Source organism: Methylomonas sp. LL1 (genome assembly GCF_015711015.1).
Lineage (GTDB): Bacteria > Pseudomonadota > Gammaproteobacteria > Methylococcales > Methylomonadaceae > Methylomonas.
Genome location: NZ_CP064653.1, coordinates 1,467,926 through 1,490,246 on the forward strand (window position 1 = coordinate 1,467,926; position 22,321 = coordinate 1,490,246).

At 53.8% G+C, this 22,321-nt stretch carries 22 protein-coding genes, 1 tRNA gene and 1 riboswitch; of the genes, 5 read left to right on the forward strand and 18 right to left on the reverse strand.

All coding sequences use genetic code 11. The features are described 5' to 3' along the window. Positions 1 to 120 precede the first annotated feature (120 nt). The 3 genes from hflC to IVG45_RS07140 form a co-directional block, all read right to left on the reverse strand. A complete protein-coding gene (gene hflC / locus IVG45_RS07130; protein ID WP_196437165.1) occupies positions 121 to 1,083 on the reverse strand; it encodes a protease modulator HflC in 963 nt (320 codons plus the stop codon). Next, complete coding sequence (gene hflK / locus IVG45_RS07135) at positions 1,080 to 2,057, reverse strand: FtsH protease activity modulator HflK (protein WP_196437166.1); 978 nt, start codon at positions 2,055 to 2,057, stop codon at positions 1,080 to 1,082. The genes hflC and hflK overlap by 4 nt, the downstream gene beginning before the upstream one ends. 128 nt (positions 2,058 to 2,185) lie before the next feature. Next, positions 2,186 to 2,662: an FKBP-type peptidyl-prolyl cis-trans isomerase gene (locus IVG45_RS07140; RefSeq protein WP_196437167.1), complete on the reverse strand. Its 477-nt coding sequence runs from the start codon at positions 2,660 to 2,662 to the stop codon at positions 2,186 to 2,188. Between the two features lie 54 nt (positions 2,663 to 2,716). Here IVG45_RS07140 and greB point away from each other — a divergent pair, with 54 nt between their 5' ends. Genes greB through IVG45_RS07155 form a run of 3 tightly spaced genes read left to right on the forward strand, consistent with a single transcriptional unit; the run spans position 2,717 to position 3,802 of the window. Then, entirely contained in the window at positions 2,717 to 3,208 is a 492-nt protein-coding gene (gene greB / locus IVG45_RS07145; protein ID WP_196437168.1) for a transcription elongation factor GreB, read from the forward strand. Beyond that, positions 3,208 to 3,378, forward strand: coding sequence for a hypothetical protein (locus tag IVG45_RS07150; protein WP_196437169.1), 171 nt, complete (start codon positions 3,208 to 3,210; stop codon positions 3,376 to 3,378). The genes greB and IVG45_RS07150 overlap by 1 nt, the downstream gene beginning before the upstream one ends. A gap of 7 nt (positions 3,379 to 3,385) precedes the next feature. Further along, positions 3,386 to 3,802 (forward strand): gamma-glutamylcyclotransferase family protein, encoded by a 417-nt coding sequence (locus tag IVG45_RS07155; protein ID WP_196437170.1) that lies wholly within the window; start codon positions 3,386 to 3,388, stop codon positions 3,800 to 3,802. A 28-nt stretch (positions 3,803 to 3,830) separates the two neighbouring features. On the opposite strand, the gene IVG45_RS07160 is transcribed toward IVG45_RS07155, so the two are convergent. Both IVG45_RS07160 and IVG45_RS07165 read right to left on the reverse strand, forming a co-directional pair. After that, the gene (locus tag IVG45_RS07160) at positions 3,831 to 7,226 is read right to left on the reverse strand and encodes a sensor domain-containing protein (protein WP_196437171.1); all 3,396 of its coding nucleotides are present in this window, start codon (positions 7,224 to 7,226) and stop codon (positions 3,831 to 3,833) included. 179 nt (positions 7,227 to 7,405) lie between these two features. Next, positions 7,406 to 8,647, reverse strand: a complete 1,242-nt coding sequence (locus tag IVG45_RS07165; protein ID WP_230874787.1) for a M20 aminoacylase family protein — start codon at positions 8,645 to 8,647, stop codon at positions 7,406 to 7,408. Positions 8,648 to 8,845: 198 nt separating this feature from the next. Here IVG45_RS07165 and IVG45_RS07170 point away from each other — a divergent pair. Then, positions 8,846 to 8,933, forward strand: a tRNA-Ser gene (locus IVG45_RS07170). 61 nt (positions 8,934 to 8,994) lie between these two features. Here the strand turns inward: IVG45_RS07170 and IVG45_RS07175 are convergent. From IVG45_RS07175 to gspG, 11 genes are all read right to left on the reverse strand, one after another. Next, positions 8,995 to 9,327, reverse strand: a complete 333-nt coding sequence (locus IVG45_RS07175; RefSeq protein ID WP_196437172.1) for a hypothetical protein — start codon at positions 9,325 to 9,327, stop codon at positions 8,995 to 8,997. A 111-nt stretch (positions 9,328 to 9,438) separates the two neighbouring features. Beyond that, positions 9,439 to 10,290, reverse strand: coding sequence for a flocculation-associated PEP-CTERM protein PepA (gene pepA / locus IVG45_RS07180; RefSeq protein WP_196437173.1), 852 nt, complete (start codon positions 10,288 to 10,290; stop codon positions 9,439 to 9,441). A gap of 137 nt (positions 10,291 to 10,427) precedes the next feature. Next, positions 10,428 to 12,056, reverse strand: coding sequence for a hypothetical protein (locus IVG45_RS07185; protein WP_196437174.1), 1,629 nt, complete (start codon positions 12,054 to 12,056; stop codon positions 10,428 to 10,430). A gap of 61 nt (positions 12,057 to 12,117) precedes the next feature. Then, positions 12,118 to 12,897, reverse strand: a complete 780-nt coding sequence (locus IVG45_RS22605) for a PEP-CTERM sorting domain-containing protein (RefSeq protein WP_230874788.1) — start codon at positions 12,895 to 12,897, stop codon at positions 12,118 to 12,120. Between the two features lie 119 nt (positions 12,898 to 13,016). Continuing rightward, positions 13,017 to 13,091: riboswitch (cyclic di-GMP riboswitch) on the reverse strand. A gap of 587 nt (positions 13,092 to 13,678) precedes the next feature. Further along, positions 13,679 to 14,191, reverse strand: a complete 513-nt coding sequence (gene gspM, locus IVG45_RS07195) for a type II secretion system protein GspM (protein ID WP_196437175.1) — start codon at positions 14,189 to 14,191, stop codon at positions 13,679 to 13,681. Continuing rightward, positions 14,172 to 15,362, reverse strand: coding sequence for a type II secretion system protein GspL (gene gspL, locus IVG45_RS07200; RefSeq protein ID WP_196437176.1), 1,191 nt, complete (start codon positions 15,360 to 15,362; stop codon positions 14,172 to 14,174). Before gspL ends, gspM begins: the two co-directional genes overlap by 20 nt. Next, positions 15,355 to 16,290: a type II secretion system minor pseudopilin GspK gene (gspK, locus tag IVG45_RS07205; RefSeq protein ID WP_196437177.1), complete on the reverse strand. Its 936-nt coding sequence runs from the start codon at positions 16,288 to 16,290 to the stop codon at positions 15,355 to 15,357. The genes gspL and gspK overlap by 8 nt, the downstream gene beginning before the upstream one ends. Continuing rightward, complete coding sequence (gene gspJ, locus IVG45_RS07210) at positions 16,290 to 16,874, reverse strand: type II secretion system minor pseudopilin GspJ (protein WP_196437948.1); 585 nt, start codon at positions 16,872 to 16,874, stop codon at positions 16,290 to 16,292. The genes gspK and gspJ overlap by 1 nt, the downstream gene beginning before the upstream one ends. Before the next feature lie 169 nt (positions 16,875 to 17,043). Continuing rightward, a complete protein-coding gene (gene gspI, locus IVG45_RS07215; protein ID WP_196437178.1) occupies positions 17,044 to 17,427 on the reverse strand; it encodes a type II secretion system minor pseudopilin GspI in 384 nt (127 codons plus the stop codon). After that, complete coding sequence (gspH, locus tag IVG45_RS07220) at positions 17,424 to 17,936, reverse strand: type II secretion system minor pseudopilin GspH (RefSeq protein ID WP_196437179.1); 513 nt, start codon at positions 17,934 to 17,936, stop codon at positions 17,424 to 17,426. Before gspH ends, gspI begins: the two co-directional genes overlap by 4 nt. Positions 17,937 to 17,952: 16 nt before the next feature. After that, positions 17,953 to 18,384, reverse strand: a complete 432-nt coding sequence (gspG, locus tag IVG45_RS07225; protein WP_196437180.1) for a type II secretion system major pseudopilin GspG — start codon at positions 18,382 to 18,384, stop codon at positions 17,953 to 17,955. A gap of 248 nt (positions 18,385 to 18,632) precedes the next feature. Between gspG and IVG45_RS22610 the strand changes: the two genes are divergently transcribed. Continuing rightward, positions 18,633 to 20,246, forward strand: coding sequence for a choice-of-anchor I family protein (locus IVG45_RS22610; RefSeq protein WP_230874789.1), 1,614 nt, complete (start codon positions 18,633 to 18,635; stop codon positions 20,244 to 20,246). Between the two features lie 46 nt (positions 20,247 to 20,292). Here the strand turns inward: IVG45_RS22610 and IVG45_RS07235 are convergent, their stop codons facing one another. Both IVG45_RS07235 and gspF read right to left on the reverse strand, forming a co-directional pair. Beyond that, positions 20,293 to 21,015 carry a hypothetical protein gene (locus IVG45_RS07235; protein ID WP_196437181.1) on the reverse strand — a complete coding sequence of 241 codons (723 nt, stop codon included), beginning with the start codon at positions 21,013 to 21,015 and terminating at the stop codon, positions 20,293 to 20,295. A 93-nt stretch (positions 21,016 to 21,108) separates the two neighbouring features. Beyond that, the gene (gene gspF, locus IVG45_RS07240) at positions 21,109 to 22,320 is read right to left on the reverse strand and encodes a type II secretion system inner membrane protein GspF (RefSeq protein WP_196437182.1); all 1,212 of its coding nucleotides are present in this window, start codon (positions 22,318 to 22,320) and stop codon (positions 21,109 to 21,111) included. Between the last annotated feature and the right edge of the window lies 1 nt (position 22,321).

Below are 22,321 nucleotides of genomic sequence, written 5' to 3' on the forward strand. Positions count from 1 at the left end.
AAGAGGGGTTAGGGGGAGATATTTTTAAATAATAAATCCCCCCTTTTTCCGAAAGGAGGGATATCTAGCGGCTACCGGCTTTAAACCAAATACCGCCGGATTTCAGCCGGTTACGCAGTGTTATTCTTTCTGATCCGCCCGCTTCAGTAAGTTGAATAACTCGCTGTTGGTGGACAACACGATGCTGGCGTCGCCATTGATGACTTTGCGGTAGGTTTCCATGCTCTTGGTGAATTTATAAAACTTGGCCGCTTCCGGTTTCTGGGCATAGGCCTTGGCATAAATCTCGGTGGCCCTGGCATCGGCCTCGCCTTGAATCTCCTGCACCCGCTTATAGGCGGTAGACTGGATTTCGTTGATGTCGCGTTCCTTGTTGCCGTTGATGCGGGCCGCCTCGCCCTCGCCTTCGGAGCGGAAGCGTTGGGCAATCTGCAGGCGTTCGCTGATCATGCGTTGATAAATCCGCTCCAATACCTGATGGTTGTAATTGATACGTTTGAAGCGCACATCCAGCAGTTCAATGCCGAATTCGGCCAGCTTCGGCGCGGCAGCATCGAATACGTTTTTCTCGATAGCCACCCGGCCAAACCGGATCGGCCGCAACACGCCCAAGGTTCCTTCGCCCGCTAAAACGCCTAGACTCTCATCCACAAAGGGTTTACGGTCCTTGTCGGTGCGCACCACTTCGATCAGTTCATGCCGGGCGATCGCGGTGCGCGTTTCGCTCCCCAAAATATCTTCCAATCGGGACTGCGCGCTGCGCTCGTCCCTCAAACGCAGGTAATACTGCATCGGATCGGTAATGCGCCAGCGGGCGAAGGTATCGACCTGCACATAGGTTTTGTCCTTGGTCGACATCTCCACCATCGGCCCGTCCCAGGCCAGATAGCGCTTGTCGAAACTGTTGACCTGCTGCACGAATGGCAATTTAAAATGCAAGCCCGGACTAGTGACCGGTTCCCCGATTGGCCTGCCGAATTGGGTGATAATCACTTGCTCGGCCTGATTGACGGTATAAGCCGACAAAAACAAGCCGATCGCCAACAGCGCAAATAATACTCCCGCTTTTCCGAAAAGACTCATGGCGCTTGCTCCAACATTTTGGACGGAAACGGCAGCATCGGTAATATTTGCTGCACCGTGTCATCGACGATGATTTGCTGTCTGGCCTGCGGCAGGACATCGCCCAGGGTTTCCAGATAGATACGGGCGCGGGTCACTTCCGGCGCTTTGAGATATTGTTCCAGCACCTGATTGAAGGCTGCGGCATCCCCCTCGGCTTCGTTGATGCGTTTAAAGCGGTAACCTTCGGCGGCGCGAATGGTTTGATCGGCTTCGCCACGGGCTCGGGGCACGGCTTTGTTGTATTCGCCATTGGCGATATTGATGGCGTTTTCCCTATCCTGTTGGGCCCGGTTGACTTCGTTGAATGAGGATTGCACCGGTATCGGTGGATTGACGTTTTTCAGCTGCACCTGATTGATGGATACGCCCAGGTTATAGTGCTGGGCCAGTTCCCGCGTCCGGCTCAATACCGTTTCTTCGATCTCTTGCCGGCCGATGGTGATGATTTCATCGACTGTGCGGTCGCCGACGACTTCGCGCATCACTGCTTCCGACATATCCCGAAGAGTTTGTCCCGGATCGCGCACATCGAACAAATATTTCTCCGGATCGGTAATCCGATACTGGACGATCCATTCCACCAAGGCCGAATTCAAATCGCCGGTGACCATGGACTTTTCCAGCTCGGGATCGCTCCCGACTTGATCGGGATTGGAAAAACCGGGGGTGGCGAAACCGAACTCCAGTTTCTGCTGGCGCTGAGTCGGCACCTCGATCACATCGTCGATACCGAACGGTAGTTTGGCATGTAACCCGGAGGGGACTTTATCGATATATTCGCCAAAGCGTAGCACGATACCTTCCGACTCGGCCGGTATGGTATAGAAACACATATTGATGCCGGTCAGCAGCACAATGGCCGCCAATAGGGTCAGCGGCGAAACCGGCAGCGAAATCGAAAACCGCTCGAAGAAAGGGTTGGGATCATTCATGAACAGCCTCCAGTTCTTACAATAGTCGAGGGTAGTGTTTCCCATGCGTCGATACCATGGTGCCGGGATTTCAATCCCTGTATCGCTTTCAGTTCAGAGTAGTCTGGGCTACTCTGAACTGAGCCGTATTAGTGCTGGCAACCGGCGCCGTGAACATGGCCGTGGGCCAATTCATCGGCACTCGCCGGTCTAACGTCCATCACTTCGACATCGAAAATCAAGGTTTCACCGGCCAACGGATGGTTACCGTCCACCGTCACATCATCGCCGTTGATTTCGGTAATCGTGATAATGCCTGAGCCGTGACTGACATCGGCATGAAATTGCATACCGATTTCCAGATCCATGCCGTCGAACATACGTTTGGATACCACTTGCACCATGTCGGGCGATAATTCGCCGTATGCCTGATCCGGAGCGATCGTAACGTTGAATTTGTCGCCCACCGACTTTCCGGTCAATGCATGTTCCAGACCGGGGATAATGTTGCCGGCACCATGCAAATACAATAACGGTTCTTCGCCGCGCGAGCTGTCCAGTTGCTCGCCGCTATCGTTGGTTAAGGTATAATGAATTGAAACAGCTGTTTTATCAGTGATTTGCATAATTGCCTTGTTACTTGGATTAAATTGCCATTATAACCTTTTCCCAGAAAACACATGTCACGTTGGAGACCTCCCCGCCCCAAATCGTCGCCGTATATCACGGCGGAGGGCTATAAAACCCTGGAACTGGAGTTGAAGCAACTCTGGGACAGACGAAAACACGTCACCGTCGCCCTGTCCGCCGCGGCGGCGGAAGGCGATCGCTCGGAAAACGCCGAGTATATTTACCGGAAAAAAGAACTGCGCGAAATCGACCGCCGTATCCATTATCTGCAAAAACGCCTGCCGTCGTTAACCGTGGTATCCGAAAAGCCCGGCAACCGAAAGCAAGTGTTTTTCGGCGCCTGGGTCACTCTGGAAACCATGGACGGCGAAGAAGTGACCTATCGCATCGTCGGCGCCGACGAAATCGACACCAGCGGCGGCCTGATCAGTCTGGATTCACCCTTGGCCGCAGCCTTGCTGAAAAAGAACCTGGATGACGAAGTCGTCTTCCATCAAGGCGAGCAGCAAAACCGCTACACTATCGTGGCGATAAAATACTGATGCGCCAACCTTCTTTATTTTGGCGCCTGAAATGGCTTTTGGTCCTGCTGACCTTGATGGTACTGGATTTCACGCCCATCCCCTTTTCGGCCGGCGTCTGCCTTTATGTGTTTCTGTTTCGCCCGCTCTGGTTCAAAACCTTTATCGAGCGGCTCTATGCATCGAAATAGATGAGCCATGCTCCGGTACCTGTTCGTTTATGGCACCCTGCGTAAAACCCAAGATGGCCGGCTACATCCTTATTTAAAAAAGCGCGCGGTCTTCATCGATCATGCCAGCCTGCCGGGCAAACTGTATCAAATAGGCTGCTATCCCGGCGCGGTGCCGGAACCCGCGGCCAGCGGTTTCCGGGTTCATGGCGAAGTCTACCGTCTGCTTGATCCGGCGCGGCTCTTGCCCATCTTGGATGAATATGAAGAATGCACCGGCCATTTCCCGCAACCTCACGAATACCGGCGCGTCTCGGCAAGCGTAACCTTGGCCGATGGTTGGCCGCTCAAAGCCTGGGTTTACTGGTTCCGTCACTCGACTGCCGGGCTTCGACAAATCAGCTCGGGCGATTATCTCGATTACCGAAACAGGAATGAATCATGATCGTTTTTTTATCGTACAGCCAGTCACGCTAGGTCGTAATATTGCGGATAAACAAATCCTCGAACTGCTCGGCTGCAATCGGTTTGGAAAACAAATAGCCCTGACCGAAATCGCATCCGGCCAGTTGCAACAATTGTTGCTGAGCCTGGTCTTCCACCCCTTCGGCGATTACTTGCAAATTTAGCTTATGGGCCATCACCACGATGCCTTCAACCAACGCGCGATGGGTTTCGCTGGAGGTTATTTCGTTGACGAAGGATTTGTCAATTTTCAGAAAACTAATCGGAAACTTGTTCAGGTAAGACAGCGACGAGTAACCTGTGCCAAAGTCGTCGATCGACACCCGCATCCCGGCCCGGTGTAGGCTCAGCAATTTTTCATTCACCTCCGGGTCATTATTTAACAAAATACCCTCGGTAATTTCCAACACCAACCCCTCCTGGCCCAAACCGGATGCCTCGAAATGCCGCAGCCAGCTGTCAAAATTTTTGCCTCGCATCAGTTGAACCGGCGATAAATTGACTGAATTCACAAAAATCTCGCCGGTTAAATCGCTCCAGCGCCGGCTCCACTTCAAAGCCTCCATAAATACCCAATTGCCCAATTCATGGATAAAACCGTTGCCCTCGGCAATCGGGATGAAACGGTCGGGACCGATAAATCCAAACAATGGGTGTTTCCACCTCAGCAAGGCTTCGGCCTTTTTGACCTGCCCGCCGGCTAAATCGAAGATGGGTTGGAAATACACGCCGAATTCGCCCGCCTCCAAACTAAAGCGCATATCGGCCGCCAAGCGCATATGCAGCATCGCCGCTTCCTGCATCTCGGGTTTGAAATAATGAAAACAACTGCGTCCAGCATGTTTGGCCGCATACATGGCTTGATCGGCTTTTTTCAATAACTCCTCGACACTGTGTCCATCCGCCGGATAAAAAGCAATACCGATACTCGCCGACACATAAGCCTGTTCCTTGTCCAACTGGAAGGGTTGTTTGATTTGCCCGAGAATGCTATTGGATATCCGTTCGATATGCTCCAATTCGGTATTGGGAACAATGATGGCGAATTCATCGCCACCCAAACGGGCCAGCGTGTCGGTTTCGCGGACGCAACGGCGCATGCGCGCGGCCGCTTCCAGCAACAACACATCTCCCATTTGATGACCCAGGGTGTCGTTGACGTCCTTGAAATGATCCAAATCCAGAAACAGTAAAGCCAACTTATAGCTCTGCCGCTGAGCCCGTTTCAGTTCCTGTTCCATATGTTCGGCCAACATGCGCCGATTGGGTAAATTAGTCAGCTCGTCGAAATTGGCTTGATGCCAGATCATTTCCTCGGCCTGTTTCTTTTCGCTAATGTCCGCGCCCTGCGACACATGCCGAAAGATCGAACCATCGGCGCGGCGCACGACACTGATGCTGAGCCGTTGCGGAAATACTTCACCATTCTTGCGTCGCGCCCAGGTTTCGCCCTCCCAAAAACCCTGCTCGCGGATGCTTTGCCAGATCGCCGGGTAAATCCGCTCGTCCTGCCGGTTCGCGCGCAATAAACTGGGATTTTTCCCTATGATTTCTTCGCTTCGATAACCGGTCAGCCGCGTAAACGCAGGATTGACGGCCAATATCTTATTATTTTCATCGCTGATGATGATGGACTCGCGGCTGTGTTCAAACACCAATCCGGATAATTGTTGCATTTCCTTGAGGTGCTTACGTTCGGCCACATCCTCGTAAATCCCCAAAACCCCCAATAATTCGTTATGCGTATTGAGTAACGGCACCTTGGACGCGCGAATCGACAGGAATTCGCCCCCCGGCAACGGCAATCGCTCGTCCACGCCCAATTTAGCGGTTAATGTACTCATCACTTGCTGGTCGTCATTAACCATGTTACCGGCCTGGTTGGCCCAGGCCAGCTGATCATCATTACGGCCCTTGACCTGCTCCGGTTCCGTCAATCCTGCATCCAACGCAAACAAGGTGTTACACCCCAGATAGCGGGATTGCCTGTCCTTCCAAAAAATCCGTAACGGCAGGGTTTCCACCACCTGTTGCAATAGATTACGCGACTCTTCCACCGCCGCCATGGCGTCTTTCTGCTCGCTAATATCAATACCGATACCCATCAGGTAAGTCACGCCGTTAAAAACAATCGGTTTGAACGAAAAGCTATATACGGTCAACTGCTGATCGGGCAGGCATAAGGGCTGCTCGAAGGACGCTTCCCCGATTGACAGTGCTTGCTGCAAGTGATTATCGAATTGCTGTCTAAACAACAAGGGTATCGCGCAATGGATATGCGAATGTCCCGCGCCTCCCTCATGCTGGTCGATGAACTTTTTCATCCGCGAATTCCGTTTCAGAATCCAGCCTTGCTCATCCAGCATCACAAAAGCGCCAGGCAAACTATCGACTATCGCATTCAACAGTTGTCGTTCCTGTCCCAAGGCCGTTTCCGTCAGTATTAATTTGTCGTATTCAGCCAACATCTCATGCTGCCTGATTGTCGCCAGCACAATAACCACCACCGCACTTATCCAGGCTGTTTGAATAACTACTTGAGGCAAGGATTCCAGGACTTGAGCGGCGATAACGGCAAGGGCGGCCACCACGACAGCGATCAAAGGTAACAAGCGCAGGGCGGCCTCGCAGCGGCGTTCCCAAACAGGGTTTTTCCAGGGATGGGTATCCAAATGCCCGACAGCAACCCCCAACAGCAAAATACCGACGGAAAACCAGCTATTAAACCAGGCGCCGTCGAAAGTCAGGCCGTCCAACGCCAGACTGTTCCAGGTCATCCAACACCAACTGGTCGTCATCAAAGCCGCAATAAACGCCAGCATGGGGATGGTGAGGCGCAGACGTAAACTGGGTATGGCGATCAGCAGCATCGCTAATGCGCTCAACAAACTGACGGGATAAGCTATCAGCACCAACATCGGCCAAAAGGGCGTATCTCCCAGCCTGGGAAGATAGAGTACCAACACCAATGCCACAACGGCGGAGATTAATAAGGCGCAATTCAGCAAAAATAAGTGTAGCTGTCTTGCCGGCATCTGCTGAGCGACGAGCCGAAGCAAGCCGATAGCCAGACACGGCCCCAGCCACAAATAGAACATATCCGACAGCGACGGAAAGCGGTCATACCCTAGCAGTTGTTGAATATCCCAAATAATCTGTCCAATGGCATAAGCACTGATACCAATGGCGAACCACCAGCGACTCGATTCATGGGCCCGCGCCTCGCGCTCGAAACCTAACCAAGACAAGATCGCCCCCGCAACCGTGGCGAATGTCCAGTGCAGGTTATCGAAAAACCTCAACCAGATTTCCGAATTGGCCCAACGCGTACCGATGACGCCCAAAATAACGCCGAGGCAGCCAATCCAAAAGACACTGTTGATTTTTTTGGCGTAACTGAACATCCAGTCTTTGATCTCCTTCCCATGCGCCGGCAGCAACATCACCAGCAAAACGACAGCATTTAAGCAAACGACAAAATTCTGGTCCGATTCGGCCGGTTAGGTTTATTGCAAGCGCTGAATAAAGCTCAGCCAGTTTACAAATCGATTGCCACCCCAACAAAAATAGCTTAAAAATCGGTTTAGGTTGGCAAACTAGCCTCAACCAGCTTTACCCAATAGCTTGCGCCCAATGCCAAAATGTCATCGTTAAAGTCGTAACTGCCATTATGTAAAGTAAAGGGGCCCGCTCCGTGCCCGCTATTTCGGTGCTCTTCGGCACCATTACCGATGAAGCAATAACTGCCCGGCAACTTTTGCAGCATAAAGGCAAAATCTTCCGCGCCCATGACCGGCGCTTGTTCCAATACATTAGCCTCGCCTACGATGGCCGCCATCACTTGGCGCGACAAAGCCACCGGTTGATTATGATTGACGGTGGCCGGATAGCCTTGGGTAAATTCGATATCACAGTCCATTCCATGGGCCAAACAGGTATGTTGGGCAATCTGCCGCATGCGTTGTTGAATCAACCGCATCAGATCGGCGGAAAAAGTGCGCAGAGTACCCGTCAATTCGCAGTTATCGGCGATGACGTTCTTGGCCTCGCCCACATGCACCGTCGTGACCGATAACACGCCCGCGTCCAGCGGATCGGCGCTTCGAGTCAGAATGGTTTGAAACGCCAGGATCATTTGCGCCGCCACCGGCACCGGGTCCAAGCCCAAATGAGGTAAAGCCGCATGGCAACCTTTTCCGCGTATCACGATCCGAAACGTATCAAAAGCCGCCATCACCGGCCCCGGACTGACGGCAAATTTACCCACGTCCAAGCCCGGCCAATTATGCATGCCATAGACCGCCTGCATCGGAAATAACTCAAACAACCCGTCCTTGATCATGGCATCGGCCCCGCCACCACCCTCTTCGGCCGGCTGGAAAATCAAATACACCGTACCGTCAAACTGCCGATGCTTGGCCAGATATTCGGCCGCCGCCAACAACATGGCGATGTGTCCGTCATGACCGCAGGCATGCATTTTTCCAGGGTAGGCCGATGCGTGGGAAAAGCGGTTTTGCTCCTGCATCGGTAATGCATCCATGTCCGCGCGCAAACCTATCGCCCGACGAGACTGACCGGCATTGATAATGCCCACCACCCCGGTTTTGCCCAATCCGCGATGCACGGTTATACCCCACTCGGCCAACTGTTGCGCAACTCTTTCGGCGGTCCTGACTTCTTCAAAACATAATTCCGGATGGGCGTGAATATCGCGCCGTAGCGCTCGAATACCCTCTATCCCCGACACGATCTCGGCCAATAAATCAGCTTGTTGTAAATCCTGCGCTGTTGAAACTACGGTTTCTTTGTCGACTTTTTCCACTTTCAAAGCCCTCTATTCAGAAGTCGATAATTTACCATCGATTGCCATCCGTTGTGCGTAAGTCAAAGTATCGGTTGTAGTTTTTGGCGTTTAACCTGCCTGCCCCGAATAGACTCAAAGGCCTTCGGTGCTTAAAATTGCCTAACAAGATTGCAATAAACGACGATTTGGTTGATAATGAACAGATAATTGCTTGCAGGAGAGATGGCCGAGCGGTCGAAGGCGCACGCCTGGAAAGTGTGTATACGGCAACGTATCGAGGGTTCGAATCCCTCTTTCTCCGCCACAAGCATACAAAAAAATTAAAACCCGCAAGTCACTGACTTAGCGGGTTTTTTATGCATTTTTCATGCGCTGATCTGCAATTTGTTGCAATACCGCAAGCCCCGCCTCAATCCGAACCATTCCTGCCGCGCAAGGCCGGTCAAAGCTTTTACATCACCTAGCCGCTGGACACGAAGAAGCTGATGGGAAATCAGGGCCACATCAAACAAAATCTGTTTGCCTATTTTCAAGGTTTTTCGCCGGCGGGATGCACTTAGGTGATTTTTGAGAAAGTTTGTACCCATTGCCAATATCAAATATGTGTCGTTCGCTGAACGGCGATCACCCTGCTGTCGTTGGCCAATAGCGTCGGCTTGTAACTGCCGCGTAAGTCTTTTGAGTTCTTGCGGCCGCAACACAGCCTCGGAGAGAGAGGGGATTTTTAACGATTCGCTTTAATATAAAAAAGCCGGATCATCCTTCGATGCTCCGGCTAGGGTCAGCCAACAAACTGCCATTGGGGCGTATCAAGCCGCCAACGGTTTTTTTCTATTGAACGCCAATAAACCCATCATGCCACTCAAGAACAACCAGGCCGAGGTCGGAACCGGAACCGCGGTTAGCTGCAATTTACCGTCCAACTCGAACAATTGACCATTGACAGCTGAATTACCCATCACGCTATTGTCGCCGCCGATAACCTGGCTGATCACGGGCGTGCTGGTAAATGGGCCTAAAGCGGTGATGGAAAACAACGCGGTACCGCCATCGATAGTGCTCGGACTGTACACATTAGGATCAACCACGGCCAAAGCGCCGGTAAAACCCAACGACACGGCTTCGAAACCGTAGCCGACATTCATGTTGACAAACCCAGAACCGCCGGTGATGCCGCCAGTCAAGATGGCATTGCCATCGCTAAAGCCGGTATCGTTGGCGAAACTGAAGTTAGGATTGGAATCGAACATCATGCTGGCCGTACCGCTATCGATGGTAAAACCCAACAAACCTCCGATCAACGAGGTGTATGTACCGCTAAACTGGGAAATCACGGTCAATTCAAACCCACCGCCAGTACCGGTGGTATTCAACTGCGGCACGCTGATGCCGGTACCGCCCAAAATATGGCTGTTGACCATGGTTTGAATCCAGCCGCTAAAAGTATTTCCTACCGCAACACTGCTATCGGGTACGATCAAACCTATGCCGGCGCCGAAATCGTAGGTATCGAACGGTCCGACCAGTGCTTCGTCATTTTGCGCACCGGGCGCGGCCAGATAATCGGCGCTACCGATCCAGGGTAGACTGGCAAAAGCGCTTGACGCGGAGGAAAACGTAATGGCGGCCGCGATCAATGTCTGTTTATAGAGGCTATTCATGCTTTTCCTTCTCCATTTTGATCTGTTTCCCTGGCTCGGCCCTGTAAATCGTTGCCTACACTATGTGGAAACAGCGGGTTGATCATAGGGGTTGCGGCCGTCCCTGGCCGCGATGATTTCACAATCAGCGATTGCGATTATTTCAGCTGCACACCGGCGCCGGCTGGTGATCCCAGGTTGTAAACGGTCGGAACCCGGCAGTTGTTAACACCTTCAGCTGAGGTAGCGTGGCTGTAGGGGTTGATAGGACCCGCCAGGTTAACCAAGCCATTGGCATCCGGCGTGTAGTTTCTTGGTGAAGCCAAATAACCGGCCGCGCCGAACGGATGCGAGAAGTTGGCATTCAGTGCCGCCAAAACCGCTGGGTTGCCTGCGGCCTTGATGAACTCGTCAACGATGGCTTTTTCGCCGGCCTCGAAGGCATGGTTTTTCGCGTATTGGAAGGTCAGCTCAACCCAGTCCAGATAGGTGCCGTTAGCCGCGTTTTGCAGCGTCGGTGCTACGCCGTTGATTTTGACGAAACGCCAGCTTTCGGTTTGCTTGGCGTTTTTCTCGGTACCGTGAATACCGATCGCCCAGCGGCCGTTGCCGCTAGTAAAGGTATTGTTAAATGCGCTACCGACGCTGTTGACCATGGTATCCAACTCGGTCAAGCACTCGGACACGCCACCTGAAGTGGACATGGCATGAATCTTGGTAGCCGCGACCAGTTCAGGAGTACTAGGGTTGCCAGGAGCAGGCGCGGTTGCGGAAGGCAAGGCGCAAGGGTAGTTCAAGTACTTGACGGTGAACTGAGCCTTGGTACCGGAACCATTGACGCGAGTACAAAAGTGAACGCGTTGATTGCCGGCTTTATAGGCCGCGGGAGCGGTATCGAACAACTTGTTGGCGCCAAAACGCACATCATTCCAGCTATCCAACTCACCCAGACCAATACTGGCGACCAAGTCGCGCGACAGGCTAGGCATACAGGCTTCGGATTCGGCGGTGCCGTTCAAACCGGTGGTATAGCCGGCATTGGCGGGGTTACAAACGCTGCTAGCGGGAAATTGCGCTGCTTGCAAAGCGTTACGCAGTTTCAGCGTGGCGCCGATACCGAACACTTGGCCGGCGGCGGACTCGATTTGCAGCAAACTGGTGTCGCTGGTAGCAACAGGCGAGAAACCCGCAGGGGTATTGACACCGCGGAATTGTTCAGGGTCGACGTCGGAGATACCGAAGTCGGGAACATGCATTTGATGCTGGCCGACCACCGCGCTGTTATAGGTACAGGTAGCGGTGCGCAAAACCGGGCTAGGCGCGGACGGTACGCCACACACGCTAGGATCGACGTTCAAAAACGAAATTGTCGCACTGGCGGCATTGCCCTTGGCATCGTCGATCAGCGGATTGACGCCTTGCGCCGAACCGCCTTCGCTGCGTTTGTAGATCAACAGATTGGTTTTATTGCCGGCCAGGCCGACCAATTGCGGATTGCTGGGGTTCAGCGAGCAATAATAGGCATCTTGTTCCTTACCGGTGATCTGGTCCTTGAACTTATAAATCGGCTTGCTGGAATCGCACATGCGCTCGGCCAGCGGCACGTTGACGTTGGTGGCCAAGCCTTCGATATAATCCAGCGCGGCGGAAGCGCCTGACAAATAGACTTCATAGGTATCGGTCTGCGTAACGACGACCTTGCCTTGGCCATCCACTGTGATGTCGGCGAAAGCCGCACCGCTGATCATCGCCGAGGATACGGCCATGCTTAGAACTAACTTTTTCATGTGATTGTCTCGCTAAGTTTAAAAAGACGCTTCCGGATAAGCACCGGAAGCGAAGCGCGGCTTATGCCGCGGTTTTACGGCGATTGAGGCCCAACAAACCCATCAGACCGGCGCCGAACATCCAGACCGCGCCCGGAACGGGTACCGCAGCGGGAGCGGCAGCGTAGGTCAGGCTGTTGCCGGCCAGAGTCCATTTGCCGGCGAAAGTAGTCGGAATGGTTTGACCAAGGCCAAAGTTAGGACTGTTTTCATCCAGATTCATCATGCCCAACTGGAAGCCGATGGACTGGCCGTAGTCGGCTTGCGGGTCTTGGTTATGACCACCCCAAACGCTGGCTGCGTTGGCGTGTTGACCCAGGCCTGCACCTTCACTATCCAAAGCGATTGTGCTCAGATTTTGCGTATTGTTGACCACAACCTTGGAATTGATTTCGATGGCATGTGCTTGAATGGTGGCACCAGCTTGAAGGGTAAAGAAAGTACCAGCTGGATCGATATCAACAACAGCATTGTTCTGAGTAATCATGGCGCCTAGATCATCTAAACTCCCTACGGCAACAGCCCACTTGATTTTGTCGGTAGCGGCACCGGTGATGAAGTTCAGCCAGTTGCTATCGTTGGAAAAATCAAAAGACAAGCTGTAGGCCGCATTGGCGACGTTGGACAACAATTGGCCGAAACTAACACCGGTATCGAAGGTAAAGGTTTTACCGGTGGTAAAGTCGTAGGCCGACATATAGGCTTCGTTATTGCTGCCTTGGTCGTATGCGATACTCGCGTTAGCCGCACCGGCTCCCGCCATCAAAACCGCGGCCACGGCCACTTTTGCAAAATGTTTCATGGTTTATCCTCATGTTTAAAAAATTTGAATACATAAGGTGACAGCCCGGCCGTCTTTTATCGTTTTCCCTGTCATTGCCGCTCCGGGGGGAGCGGCAAGCTCTTAACTCCAGCTACTCGCAAGCAAGCATGACTAACAATTCAAGACCCGTGACTTTCCGTCCCCGCCTCGCGACGGGTTTGGCTTTTACACACTTTCCTGTCTAACACTCAAAGAGTGGCGCATCCCCGCTACCATCCTTCATTTTCCCCTGACCTACTCCCTACCCTCTTCCCTTACCCACTCCCTATTCGTGCCGTCCCTGTTCCCTAGTCAATCCCGATTCGGCCATGACCGATCCAGCCGGTCATCTGTTGCCGCGCATTATCCCTGTGCAATCACTGCATTACCGTTACAGAACGGTTACATTCTTCGGAAACGTAATACATTCGTATTGCATCGATAGACTGTGGATTAGTGGAATAACCGAGGGAGGGTTTTATCGGCGGCTGGGTCGAGCCGAAGGGATTTGGATTTAGTCGGAAGTATCTTTTTGCGATCGGATGCCGGCTGCGTGGGAGGTGCCTTAACCGCGACCTAAGTATTATCGTCGCGGCTAAAGCCCCTCCCACACAACCTCTGCTTGGAAGTCCCGTAGGAGCGAATTCGCTACGCGCTCTTACGGGTCATTCGCCCAGGACGATTAAAATCGCCCCATTATGGAAATTATTTCCAACCCAATCCTTAATGCCTAAACCTTTAGTTGGCTTTAATGGGGTCGCGGCTATATGGCAAAAATGGCCTAGCCACGGCCGATCATCAGCTTGACGCTGACCAAACCGTTCGCCTCGGACTGATCGGCCATGTCCATCCTCAGCACCCGCAGGCCATGCTTGGTTTCCAAAATAGCCAGCCAGTAGACCAGCTTATCGAAGGAGACTTGCTCCAGCGATACAGCGACTTGATCGTCGCCTTCTTGTTGCAAACTTTTAATGGCGGGTTTAATTTGTAGTTGCTGACTACTGGCGTCTATCAGCGCCAGCGGCGGTTGACTCGCGCTTTCCGCTTCGGTTTGCACCACGCCGCTTTGGCGTAAAACCTCCACTTCGGCGCCGACTTGTTGTAAATGCCGGTATATTTGGCGCTGGGATTGAATTTGCTGTTGCAGCAAACTGCTTTGCTCCAGCAATGGCCGGTAAGCCAACTGGTATAAAGCATACAGGCAAAGCCCTCCAACCCCGGCCATCAGCATTAATCGCTCTCTGCCCGATAAGGCCCGCCAGCGCTTGAGTATTTCAGTGTTCTCGAATTTCAAGCCGTGCCTCCGCTCCGTTTGAACTGCCGTCGACTGTCTTGCTGTTGACCCGGAATCGGCTTTGCAGCCGTTGTTTGAATGATTCCAGCCGGCCGCTATCGGCGGTTTTAAGCCGCAGCAGCACTGCACCGTCAGCAAAACTCAGTTGTTGGTATCGCGCTTCGGGGAATTCTTTCAGAATTTCACCGCTGCCATATAAAACCCGCATGAATGCGCCGGCTCCTTCGCCGCTTTGCTTTTTCAAGGCCATCAATTGCTGATCGGCCTGAGCTTTGACATTGACTATGCGTTTGATGTCCGGAAAAGTCTGTTTGAATAGTTCCAGGGTTTGCGTCTCCAAGCTTTGCAATTCAGCCTGTTGTTGCCGGTTCTGATTCAGCTGGCCACCGAGTTGGATAGCCATCGCCAATAGCAGAATACCCGTCGCCGGCAGCCAGCGGCGCCAGTCGCCTTCATCATTGGCCCTGGGCGCGTAAGGCCCGCTCAGCAAATTCAGCTCGCTTGCGCTTTTATAAGATTGGCCGAACAGTTGCCAGGCCGTGTCCAGCGACTGTTCCAGGGTGTCCGGCGGCAGCAGTTGGCGCAACGCGCCGGCGGGTTGGCTCGACCATAAGCGCCACTGTCGACATTCCGGCCCCGCTTGTTGCAATACGTCTAGCAGCCGAGGAAAAAAACCGGCATCGATACCCATGCCTTGCAGCGGACCGGTCCGTAAGGTGACGCAATCGCTTTCGACCAGCATCGAGCAACTGCCGGGCTGATACGGCAGACACAGGCTTTCGGGATAAATGGCGTCGAGCTCGATGCCGGCCCGCTGAAAATAGGCGATGCTGTCTATCATTTTCCGATGGGACACCACCGCCACCGCCAGTTTGCCCGCTGCCTGCCGAAACCAGACCAGATGATAATTATCGACATCGTCGGCCAACTGCTCCTCCAGGGCGAAAGGCAGGGCTTTTTTGATTTGGGCATTGCTTTTGACCGGCAGCTCAATCTCCAGCAGCAACACAGTAGTAGCCGGCAACAAACCGATGGTTTGCCGGCCATTGGCCGCATCGGCCAACTCCCGCCAACTACCGGTTTGCGGCTGGCTTGGGGTCTCGGTTAGCGCCAGCCATTCCGGATGCCGCCCGGCATCATGACCCAATCTGACCAACAGGGTTTCAGCCATGCGCGGGACTCCGGCGTTGCCTTTTCTGTAGTGTAACTAGCCCTTGCCGGCTACGCTGCAGCTGCGATTCGAACATAAACCGGGTTTGACCCATCTCGATTTGCCCCGTGAGTAAAAAATACTGGCTCGTCACAGCCAATCCATATTTGCCGATTATGGTAGCGCTAACCGCTTCGTCCTTTAGAAAATCAGCGATGTCGGTAAAAGGTTTGCCGCCGGCTCTGAATATCGATTCGGCCTGGTCGGCGCTGATGTCGTCGGCCAAGCAACGCAACACCGTGGCGCCGGCGGTATTGACATTCAATGGTGCATAGCCAAATGTCACGTAAATATAGGGCAGCAATTTACGATACTGCTCCAGGCTCATGCCCTGGACCAGCAGCAATTCGCTGACGTCGGCAAACGAACGGTTGGCTGCCCGGTACGGCGGCTTTCGCCGGGTATAGGCTTCATCCTCGGCCCCATGCGGATAACGGATTTCCATGTCGCCATCGATCCAATCCAGCATGGCGTCCACCAGTTCCGGCTTCAGCTCCAGACTATGCAAAAGCCGCCGCAGACGTTTGACGTCCTCCTGGCTGACCTCGCCATCGACTACTAAATTGTTCAGATTAATACGCCCTTGTAAATCGACGATTTCGGCTTGTAGCGAGCCTTGCGCCACCGCCGTTTTCGGTAACGGCTTGGCCCAGCTCTCGTTCAAGGCATCGCGTTCGTTATCCTTGCCATCAGTCCGCAGGACGTTGGTTGCCCAACTCTCCAAGCCGTAAACATATTCCCAGGCCTGCATCGCGCGCAGCTGATTTTCGGTCCTGCGTATATCCATCTGGCGCGCGGTCGACATGGAGACTACCGCCAGCGTGGCAATACTCAGCACCAACATCACCGTTATCAGCGCAATGCCTCGTTCGGCGGGCAGTTTTGCCATTATGGATACACCAGAAACAGCCGCCTGACTTCGCCCAAACCGGCCTGGCCAAGCTTTACTTCAACTGCTTTCGGTATCACACCGCCCACGGCCGGCCAGTTATTGGACCATTCCTTGCCATAAAACCGCAGCTCGACAGAGTCCGAATCGAGTATTTTGCGGCGGCGAGATTGAGTTTGCTGAGTGCGGTCGAGTATGTTCCATACTTGCCGGTATATAGCGCCGTTTTCATGGCGATAACTAACCCGTTGCAAATGGCTGCGGTTGGGCGAATCCAGCCAGTCGGGCAGACTACGGGTGAACGTCAGCAATTCCTCGCCATTACCGCCCGAAAAAGCCGGTTGCTCGGTTCCTAATTCGTCGCGGACCGGCCGCTGCACGGCCTGGCTTAAATCCTCATTCAGTAGATACAGCAACTGTTGCAGCTGCGAGAGACTGCCTGAGCGGGTTTCGGTTGCTTGCCGGGTATCCAGCACCGCAGTCAAACCGGCATAGGCCATGGCCGCCATGATGGCGAAAACGGCCAGCGCAATCAAAATCTCCAGCAGCGTAAAGCCGCGATTCGCCAGCGGCCCGCTAATCATAAACACCGATAGCTTGAAATAAGCCAATGTCCGCGAAGCGGCCGCGGGCTGAGCGGACTTGTGCTGAGCGAAGCCGAAGTAGCCGAACTTCGACTCCGCTCAGTCAACGGCAAATTGCTTGGATTGGGTACATTTATTGCCATAAATCGCCTTAATTCAAGCGGATGATTCATGAACCCGCCGCAACGAAACTTATCAAGCCGGCATAAGGCGCCTGATCGCCTTCCAGAAACACCTCGATCCGGTAACGGCGCACACCCGAGTCGAGCGTGCCGGCAACATCGCGCCGAGCTTGCCAATACCAGCGCCGTCCGGCCATGCTGTCCCAGCCGTCAGACTTTTCCGGCGCTTCCCGATCGAGCCGCAGTTGAACCGCATGATTGGCCGCCACCTGCGCGGCAATGGTTTTGTTTTCCAGATACCAGAGGTTTTGCGTGTTATCCGCGCTGATCTTGATCAAGCCGGCCATCAGAATCGCCAGCAGCGCCAATGCAATCAAGACTTCCAATAATGTAAAACCAGCGCTTTTGCCGGCCTTGCCCGTGGCTGTCATGGCCTGGACTCAAGGTTTGCGACTCGCCAGCCTTCCTGATCGCTATTGGCAACGAGGTAGCGGGTTTCGCTATTTTTAGCCTGGATACCGATCTGCAAGTCCTCTATCCCACCATCCGGAGCCAGCACAATCTGGGGCCGTGGCTGCTGGGTCATGCCGGCTCGAGGGTTTAAATAGACCGATTCCCGTTCCAGCTGAAAGCTTAGTTGGATTCCGGCATCCAGATTGCGCGGTTTGAACAGCGAATCCAGCGTTTCCGGTTGCCATTGGCCTTGGCGCCAGCTTAAAAACCGGTAGCCCTCCTGAAACAACTCAATCGCCATGCCCTCGCCGCGTATCATCGCTTCCTGTTCCGCCAACAGCAGTAATTTGGATAAACGTTGCGCTTCCAATTGCAATGGTTTGCTTCGATCGGCATTGCCCATGGACAACATTGCCATGCCGGTCATCAAGCCGATCAATACCATTACGATCAACAATTCGATCAGCGTGAATCCCTGTGTTTTCAATGCCAATCCACAGTGCTTATTTTATGTCCCAGTTGACAATGTCGGCGTTGGCTTCGTTGCCGCCTTCCACGCCGTCAGCACCGAAGGAATACAAATCGAACTCGCCATGCAAGCCGGGTTGCAGGTAATAATACGGTTTACCCCAGGCATCGACCGGCAATTTATCCAGATAACCGCCCTGCTTCCAATGAGCGCCTTGCGCCAGATTGGCCGGTTTTTGCACCAACGCCTCCAGACCTTGCTCGGTGGTCGGATAACTGAAGTTATCCAGCCGGTACAGGTCCAATGCGGCGGTGATGGCGCGTATATCCTGCAAGGTACGCGTGGCGCGAGCTTCGTCCGGTCTGCCCATGATTTTGGGCACCACGATGGACGCCAGAATGCCGAGAATAACGACGACGATCATCACTTCGATCAGGGTAAAACCTTGCTGTATTTTGTTGTTCATGCCATTAAAAAAAGGTTGTGCAAACGGATAGCCGGCATTCGGCCGTTGTGGGATCAATCTTAAAAGACCAACGTGACAGGCATGTGACAAAACCTGTCGGCATTCGCATCTCGGCCCCGGCATTCATCGTGCTGTCATAAAGCCCTCTTACCATGCCCTTGTGTGAAGCAGTTCACACGAAAGCGTTGCCGTCGAAGCACGCTTCGGATCGCCAATTCATTGATTAAGTTAACAAGGGGTATTACCGTATGAAACGCAGACGTATCGTTGTTGCCATCGCCGCCGCGCTGGCTTCGACCACCGCTGGAGCGGCCAGCAACTTTGACTGGAACCTGGAATGGACTTTCGACCACTCGGTTACCAACGCCAAGGGTTCCGAAATCGTGGCCTATGATGCCGATAACCTGCATTTATGGGTGATAGGCACCGATGCCAACCAGGCTAATTTGGGTTTTGGTGGTATTGATGTCCTGGATTTGTCCGGCAACCTGTTGCAAAGCATCGATACCCGTTCACTAGGCGGTATCAACAGTGTGGCGGTCAAAAACGGCCAAGCCGCTGTCGCCATTACCGCGCCGGTTAAAACCGATGCCGGTTTGGTGCGTTTCTACGACACCGGTACTTATAACGTGCTGCAAGACGTGACTGTCGGCGCCAATCCGGACGCGGTCACCTTCACCCCGAATGGCGGTAAGTTATTGGTGGCGAACGAGGGCGAACCCGGCAGTTATTTGACCGGCCCGAGCGGCGACCCGCTAGGCTCGGTCAGCATTATCGACAGCACCGGTTATAACCTGCAAACCGCCGGCTTCGAAGCCTTTAATAGCCAGGCCGCCGCGCTGAAAGCCGCAGGCGTGCGTTTGACCGGACCCAATGCCAGCGTGGCGCAAGATCTGGAGCCTGAATACATTGCCGTCAGCCGGGATGGCAGTAGCGCCATGGTCACCTTGCAGGAAGCCAACTCGGTCGCCATCGTCGACATCGCCAGCGCCACCGTGACCGGCATCAAGGCTCTGGGTATGAAAGACCACAGCCTGCCCGGCAACGGTTTGGATGTATCCGATCGCGACGGAGCCGGCAGCAATCCGTTGAACGGCAACATCCAAAACTGGAACATCAAGGGTCTGTATATGCCGGATGGCATCGCCAGCTTCGACAACAACGGCAACCAGTTTTATGTCATCGCCAACGAAGGCGACTCACGCGCCGATTGGCCGGGTGGTAACGATGAAGTCCGCCTCGGCTCGGCCAATATCGATCCGGCCCTGGCCGCCGACTTGGCCGCGGAGTTCGGCCCGGACTGGAAAACCAACAACGACAAACTCAACCGCCTAAACATTTCCAGTACCAGCGGCGATCTGGATGGCGATGGCGACTTGGACGAAATCCAAGTATTCGGTGCCCGTTCGTTCTCGATTCTGGATGTTGCCGGCAATATCGTATTTGACTCTGGCGATCAGCTGGAGCAAATCATCAGCGCGCAATTTCCATCGCTTTGGGATGACGGCCGTAGCGACAATAAAGGCCCTGAACCGGAAAGCGCGGTGGTTGGCAAGGTCAATGGCCGCGACTTACTGTTTTTAGGCCTGGAGCGCGCCAATGCCGTGATGGTATGGGATTTGACCGACCTGGCTAACATTGCGTTTTTGGATATGATCTTCACCACGGGTGACGTCAGTCCGGAAGGCTTGAGTTTCTTCGGCAATGCCCAAGGCAGCTTCCTGGCGGTAGCCAACGAAGTCAGCGGCACCACATCGCTGTTTAAAGTCTCGGCGGTGCCGGTGCCGGGCGCGGTGTGGTTGTTCGGCTCGGCCTTATTGGGCTTGGTTGGCGCGTCTCGCCGTCGCGCCGTTTCGGTTTAACCCAACGCTAGGGCACGCATTGCGTGCCCTAGCGCTTAGCGTTCGATTATGCATTATTTTTACGCATCAGCCCGGGAAGCATAAAAGCCACAAGTCCCATCAACAATTGAAAGGCCGTGCCGGGTATTGGAACGACGGTAGCATTCAACGCAATATTGCCACCTGAAGAAAGAGAAACTCCGTCCATGAGAAGCAATTCCAAGCGTTTTCTATCCGGGACAACGATTTCCCTAGCGGCAACCACGAACAAATTGCCCTCCCGCGCCCGCAACAATTCACCATCGCGGCTAATCTCAAGCGAAATATCGCCGCCAGCGGAAAGGGAAACCCTGTCCATCGGAAGCAATTCCAAGACTTCCCTATCCGGAACAACGATTTCCCTACCGGCAACCACGGACAGATTGCCTCCTCGGGCCGGCAACAATTCGCCATTGCGGCTAATCCCGTTGGTGGCGGAGACGATAATCGATTCCCCCGTCAGCGTGACATCGGAAAAAAATTGCATGGTATTGGCTGACAACTCGATTAAGGGCGCGAACAGACTAAGACCTCTCAGGCTAAGATCGCCTGTTGCCCTTAAAAAGATACCGGTATCCGAGGAGACGACACCGTCAGTCAAGGACAAATCGCCGCTACAGCTTAAGGTTATACCGTTGCTGTCATCGAAAGTTAAGCTGTCGGAACAAGCCACGCTACCGAACTCTATCGAAGCTTGTGCCCCGTAAGGCAACAGACTCGACAAACACAACAAAACGTAACCGAATCGCATATTGTCTCCATATCTAGTAAAAAAGCTCAGCGTAGCATGGCAACATGTCGATTTCGTTACAGCCTTGCCGCGCGCGGTGGCTGAAGCAATTTGTTAGCGAATCAACTGGTTCATCTCGAAAATCGGCAAAAGAATCGCCAGCACGATGGTCAGCACCACCAGGCCCATGAACAAGATCAAGGCCGGCTCGAACAAACCCATGGTCAATTCGGTGAGCGCCTGAATATCGCGTTCCTGATCGTCGGCGGCGCTTTCCAGCATGCGCGGCAACTGGCCGCTGGCCTCGCCGCTGGCGACCAGATGTATGGTTACCGGCGGAAACAGGCCGCTGGCTTCCAGCGCCTTGTTCAGGCTCTGGCCTTCGCGAACCCTGACGGCGGTGTTGGCCACCGCTTGCTGCATGGCATTGTTGGATAACACTTGGGCGGAAATTTTCAAGGCTTCCAGCAATTCCACGCCGCTATTGGTCAGGATCGCCAGGGTGCGGGTAAAACGGGCGGTATTCATGCCCTTGGAAAAGGGCGCGGTTATCGGCATGGTCAACAAGAAACGGTGAAAGACCATCCGCGGTTCCGGTTTGCGCAGCACCAGTTTGGCTGCAACCGACAAGGCGATCGCCATCAGCAGCAGAATCAAACCGTTGTTCTTCAGAAAATCACTGCAAGCGATCAGGGCCTGGGTGATGGCCGGCAACTCATGCCCCATCTTGTCGAACACGCCGGTGATTTCCGGCACCACGTAGGCCAACAGTCCGATCACTACCAGCAAGGATACCGACGACAGCAGCACCGGATAGATCATCGCCATCTGCAATTTGCGGTAGAGCTGGCCCTTATCGCTTAAATAATCGGCCAGTTTTTCCAGCACCTGATCGAGTTTACCGGACGATTCGCCGGCTTCGATGGTGGCGCGGTACAGCGGCGGAAAGGTGCTGGGAAAGGCTTGACAGGCTATCGCCAGACTCTGGCCTTCCAGAATCCGGCTCCTGACCGCCAACAAGATGCGCCGGGCTTTAGCCGACTCCAGCTGCCTGGCGATGATGCCCAGCGCCTCGTCTATCGCCAGCCCCGATTTGAGCAATGCCGCCAGCTGCCTGGTAATGTGGGCCAGATGGCGCATGCTGATGCGCTGGGCCAGCAGCGGCGACCCACCTGCATGTTCTTTTTTATGGACTTCCTGAATCTCCAGCAGGGTTAAATCGTTGCTCTTCAGCTGCTGGCGGGCGCTTTTAATGGTGTCGCTTTCCAGCGTGCCTTTGACCGACTTGCCCTTGCCGTTGATGGCCTGATACTCGAACACCGCCATG

Coding starts and splice junctions, on each gene's coding strand:
- hflC (WP_196437165.1), bottom strand. CDS start 1,083: ATGAGTCTTTTCGGAAAAGCGGGAGTATTATTTGCGCTGTTGGCGATC.
- hflK (WP_196437166.1), bottom strand. CDS start 2,057: ATGAATGATCCCAACCCTTTCTTCGAGCGGTTTTCGATTTCGCTGCCG.
- IVG45_RS07140 (WP_196437167.1), bottom strand. CDS start 2,662: ATGCAAATCACTGATAAAACAGCTGTTTCAATTCATTATACCTTAACC.
- greB (WP_196437168.1), top strand. CDS start 2,717: ATGTCACGTTGGAGACCTCCCCGCCCCAAATCGTCGCCGTATATCACG.
- IVG45_RS07150 (WP_196437169.1), top strand. CDS start 3,208: ATGCGCCAACCTTCTTTATTTTGGCGCCTGAAATGGCTTTTGGTCCTG.
- IVG45_RS07155 (WP_196437170.1), top strand. CDS start 3,386: ATGCTCCGGTACCTGTTCGTTTATGGCACCCTGCGTAAAACCCAAGAT.
- IVG45_RS07160 (WP_196437171.1), bottom strand. CDS start 7,226: ATGTTCAGTTACGCCAAAAAAATCAACAGTGTCTTTTGGATTGGCTGC.
- pepA (WP_196437173.1), bottom strand. CDS start 10,290: ATGAATAGCCTCTATAAACAGACATTGATCGCGGCCGCCATTACGTTT.
- IVG45_RS07185 (WP_196437174.1), bottom strand. CDS start 12,056: ATGAAAAAGTTAGTTCTAAGCATGGCCGTATCCTCGGCGATGATCAGC.
- IVG45_RS22605 (WP_230874788.1), bottom strand. CDS start 12,897: ATGAAACATTTTGCAAAAGTGGCCGTGGCCGCGGTTTTGATGGCGGGA.
- gspL (WP_196437176.1), bottom strand. CDS start 15,362: ATGGCTGAAACCCTGTTGGTCAGATTGGGTCATGATGCCGGGCGGCAT.
- gspK (WP_196437177.1), bottom strand. CDS start 16,290: ATGGCAAAACTGCCCGCCGAACGAGGCATTGCGCTGATAACGGTGATG.
- gspJ (WP_196437948.1), bottom strand. CDS start 16,874: ATGATTAGCGGGCCGCTGGCGAATCGCGGCTTTACGCTGCTGGAGATT.
- gspI (WP_196437178.1), bottom strand. CDS start 17,427: ATGACAGCCACGGGCAAGGCCGGCAAAAGCGCTGGTTTTACATTATTG.
- gspG (WP_196437180.1), bottom strand. CDS start 18,384: ATGAACAACAAAATACAGCAAGGTTTTACCCTGATCGAAGTGATGATC.
- IVG45_RS22610 (WP_230874789.1), top strand. CDS start 18,633: ATGAAACGCAGACGTATCGTTGTTGCCATCGCCGCCGCGCTGGCTTCG.
- IVG45_RS07235 (WP_196437181.1), bottom strand. CDS start 21,015: ATGCGATTCGGTTACGTTTTGTTGTGTTTGTCGAGTCTGTTGCCTTAC.
- gspF (WP_196437182.1), bottom strand. CDS start 22,320: ATGGCGGTGTTCGAGTATCAGGCCATCAACGGCAAGGGCAAGTCGGTC.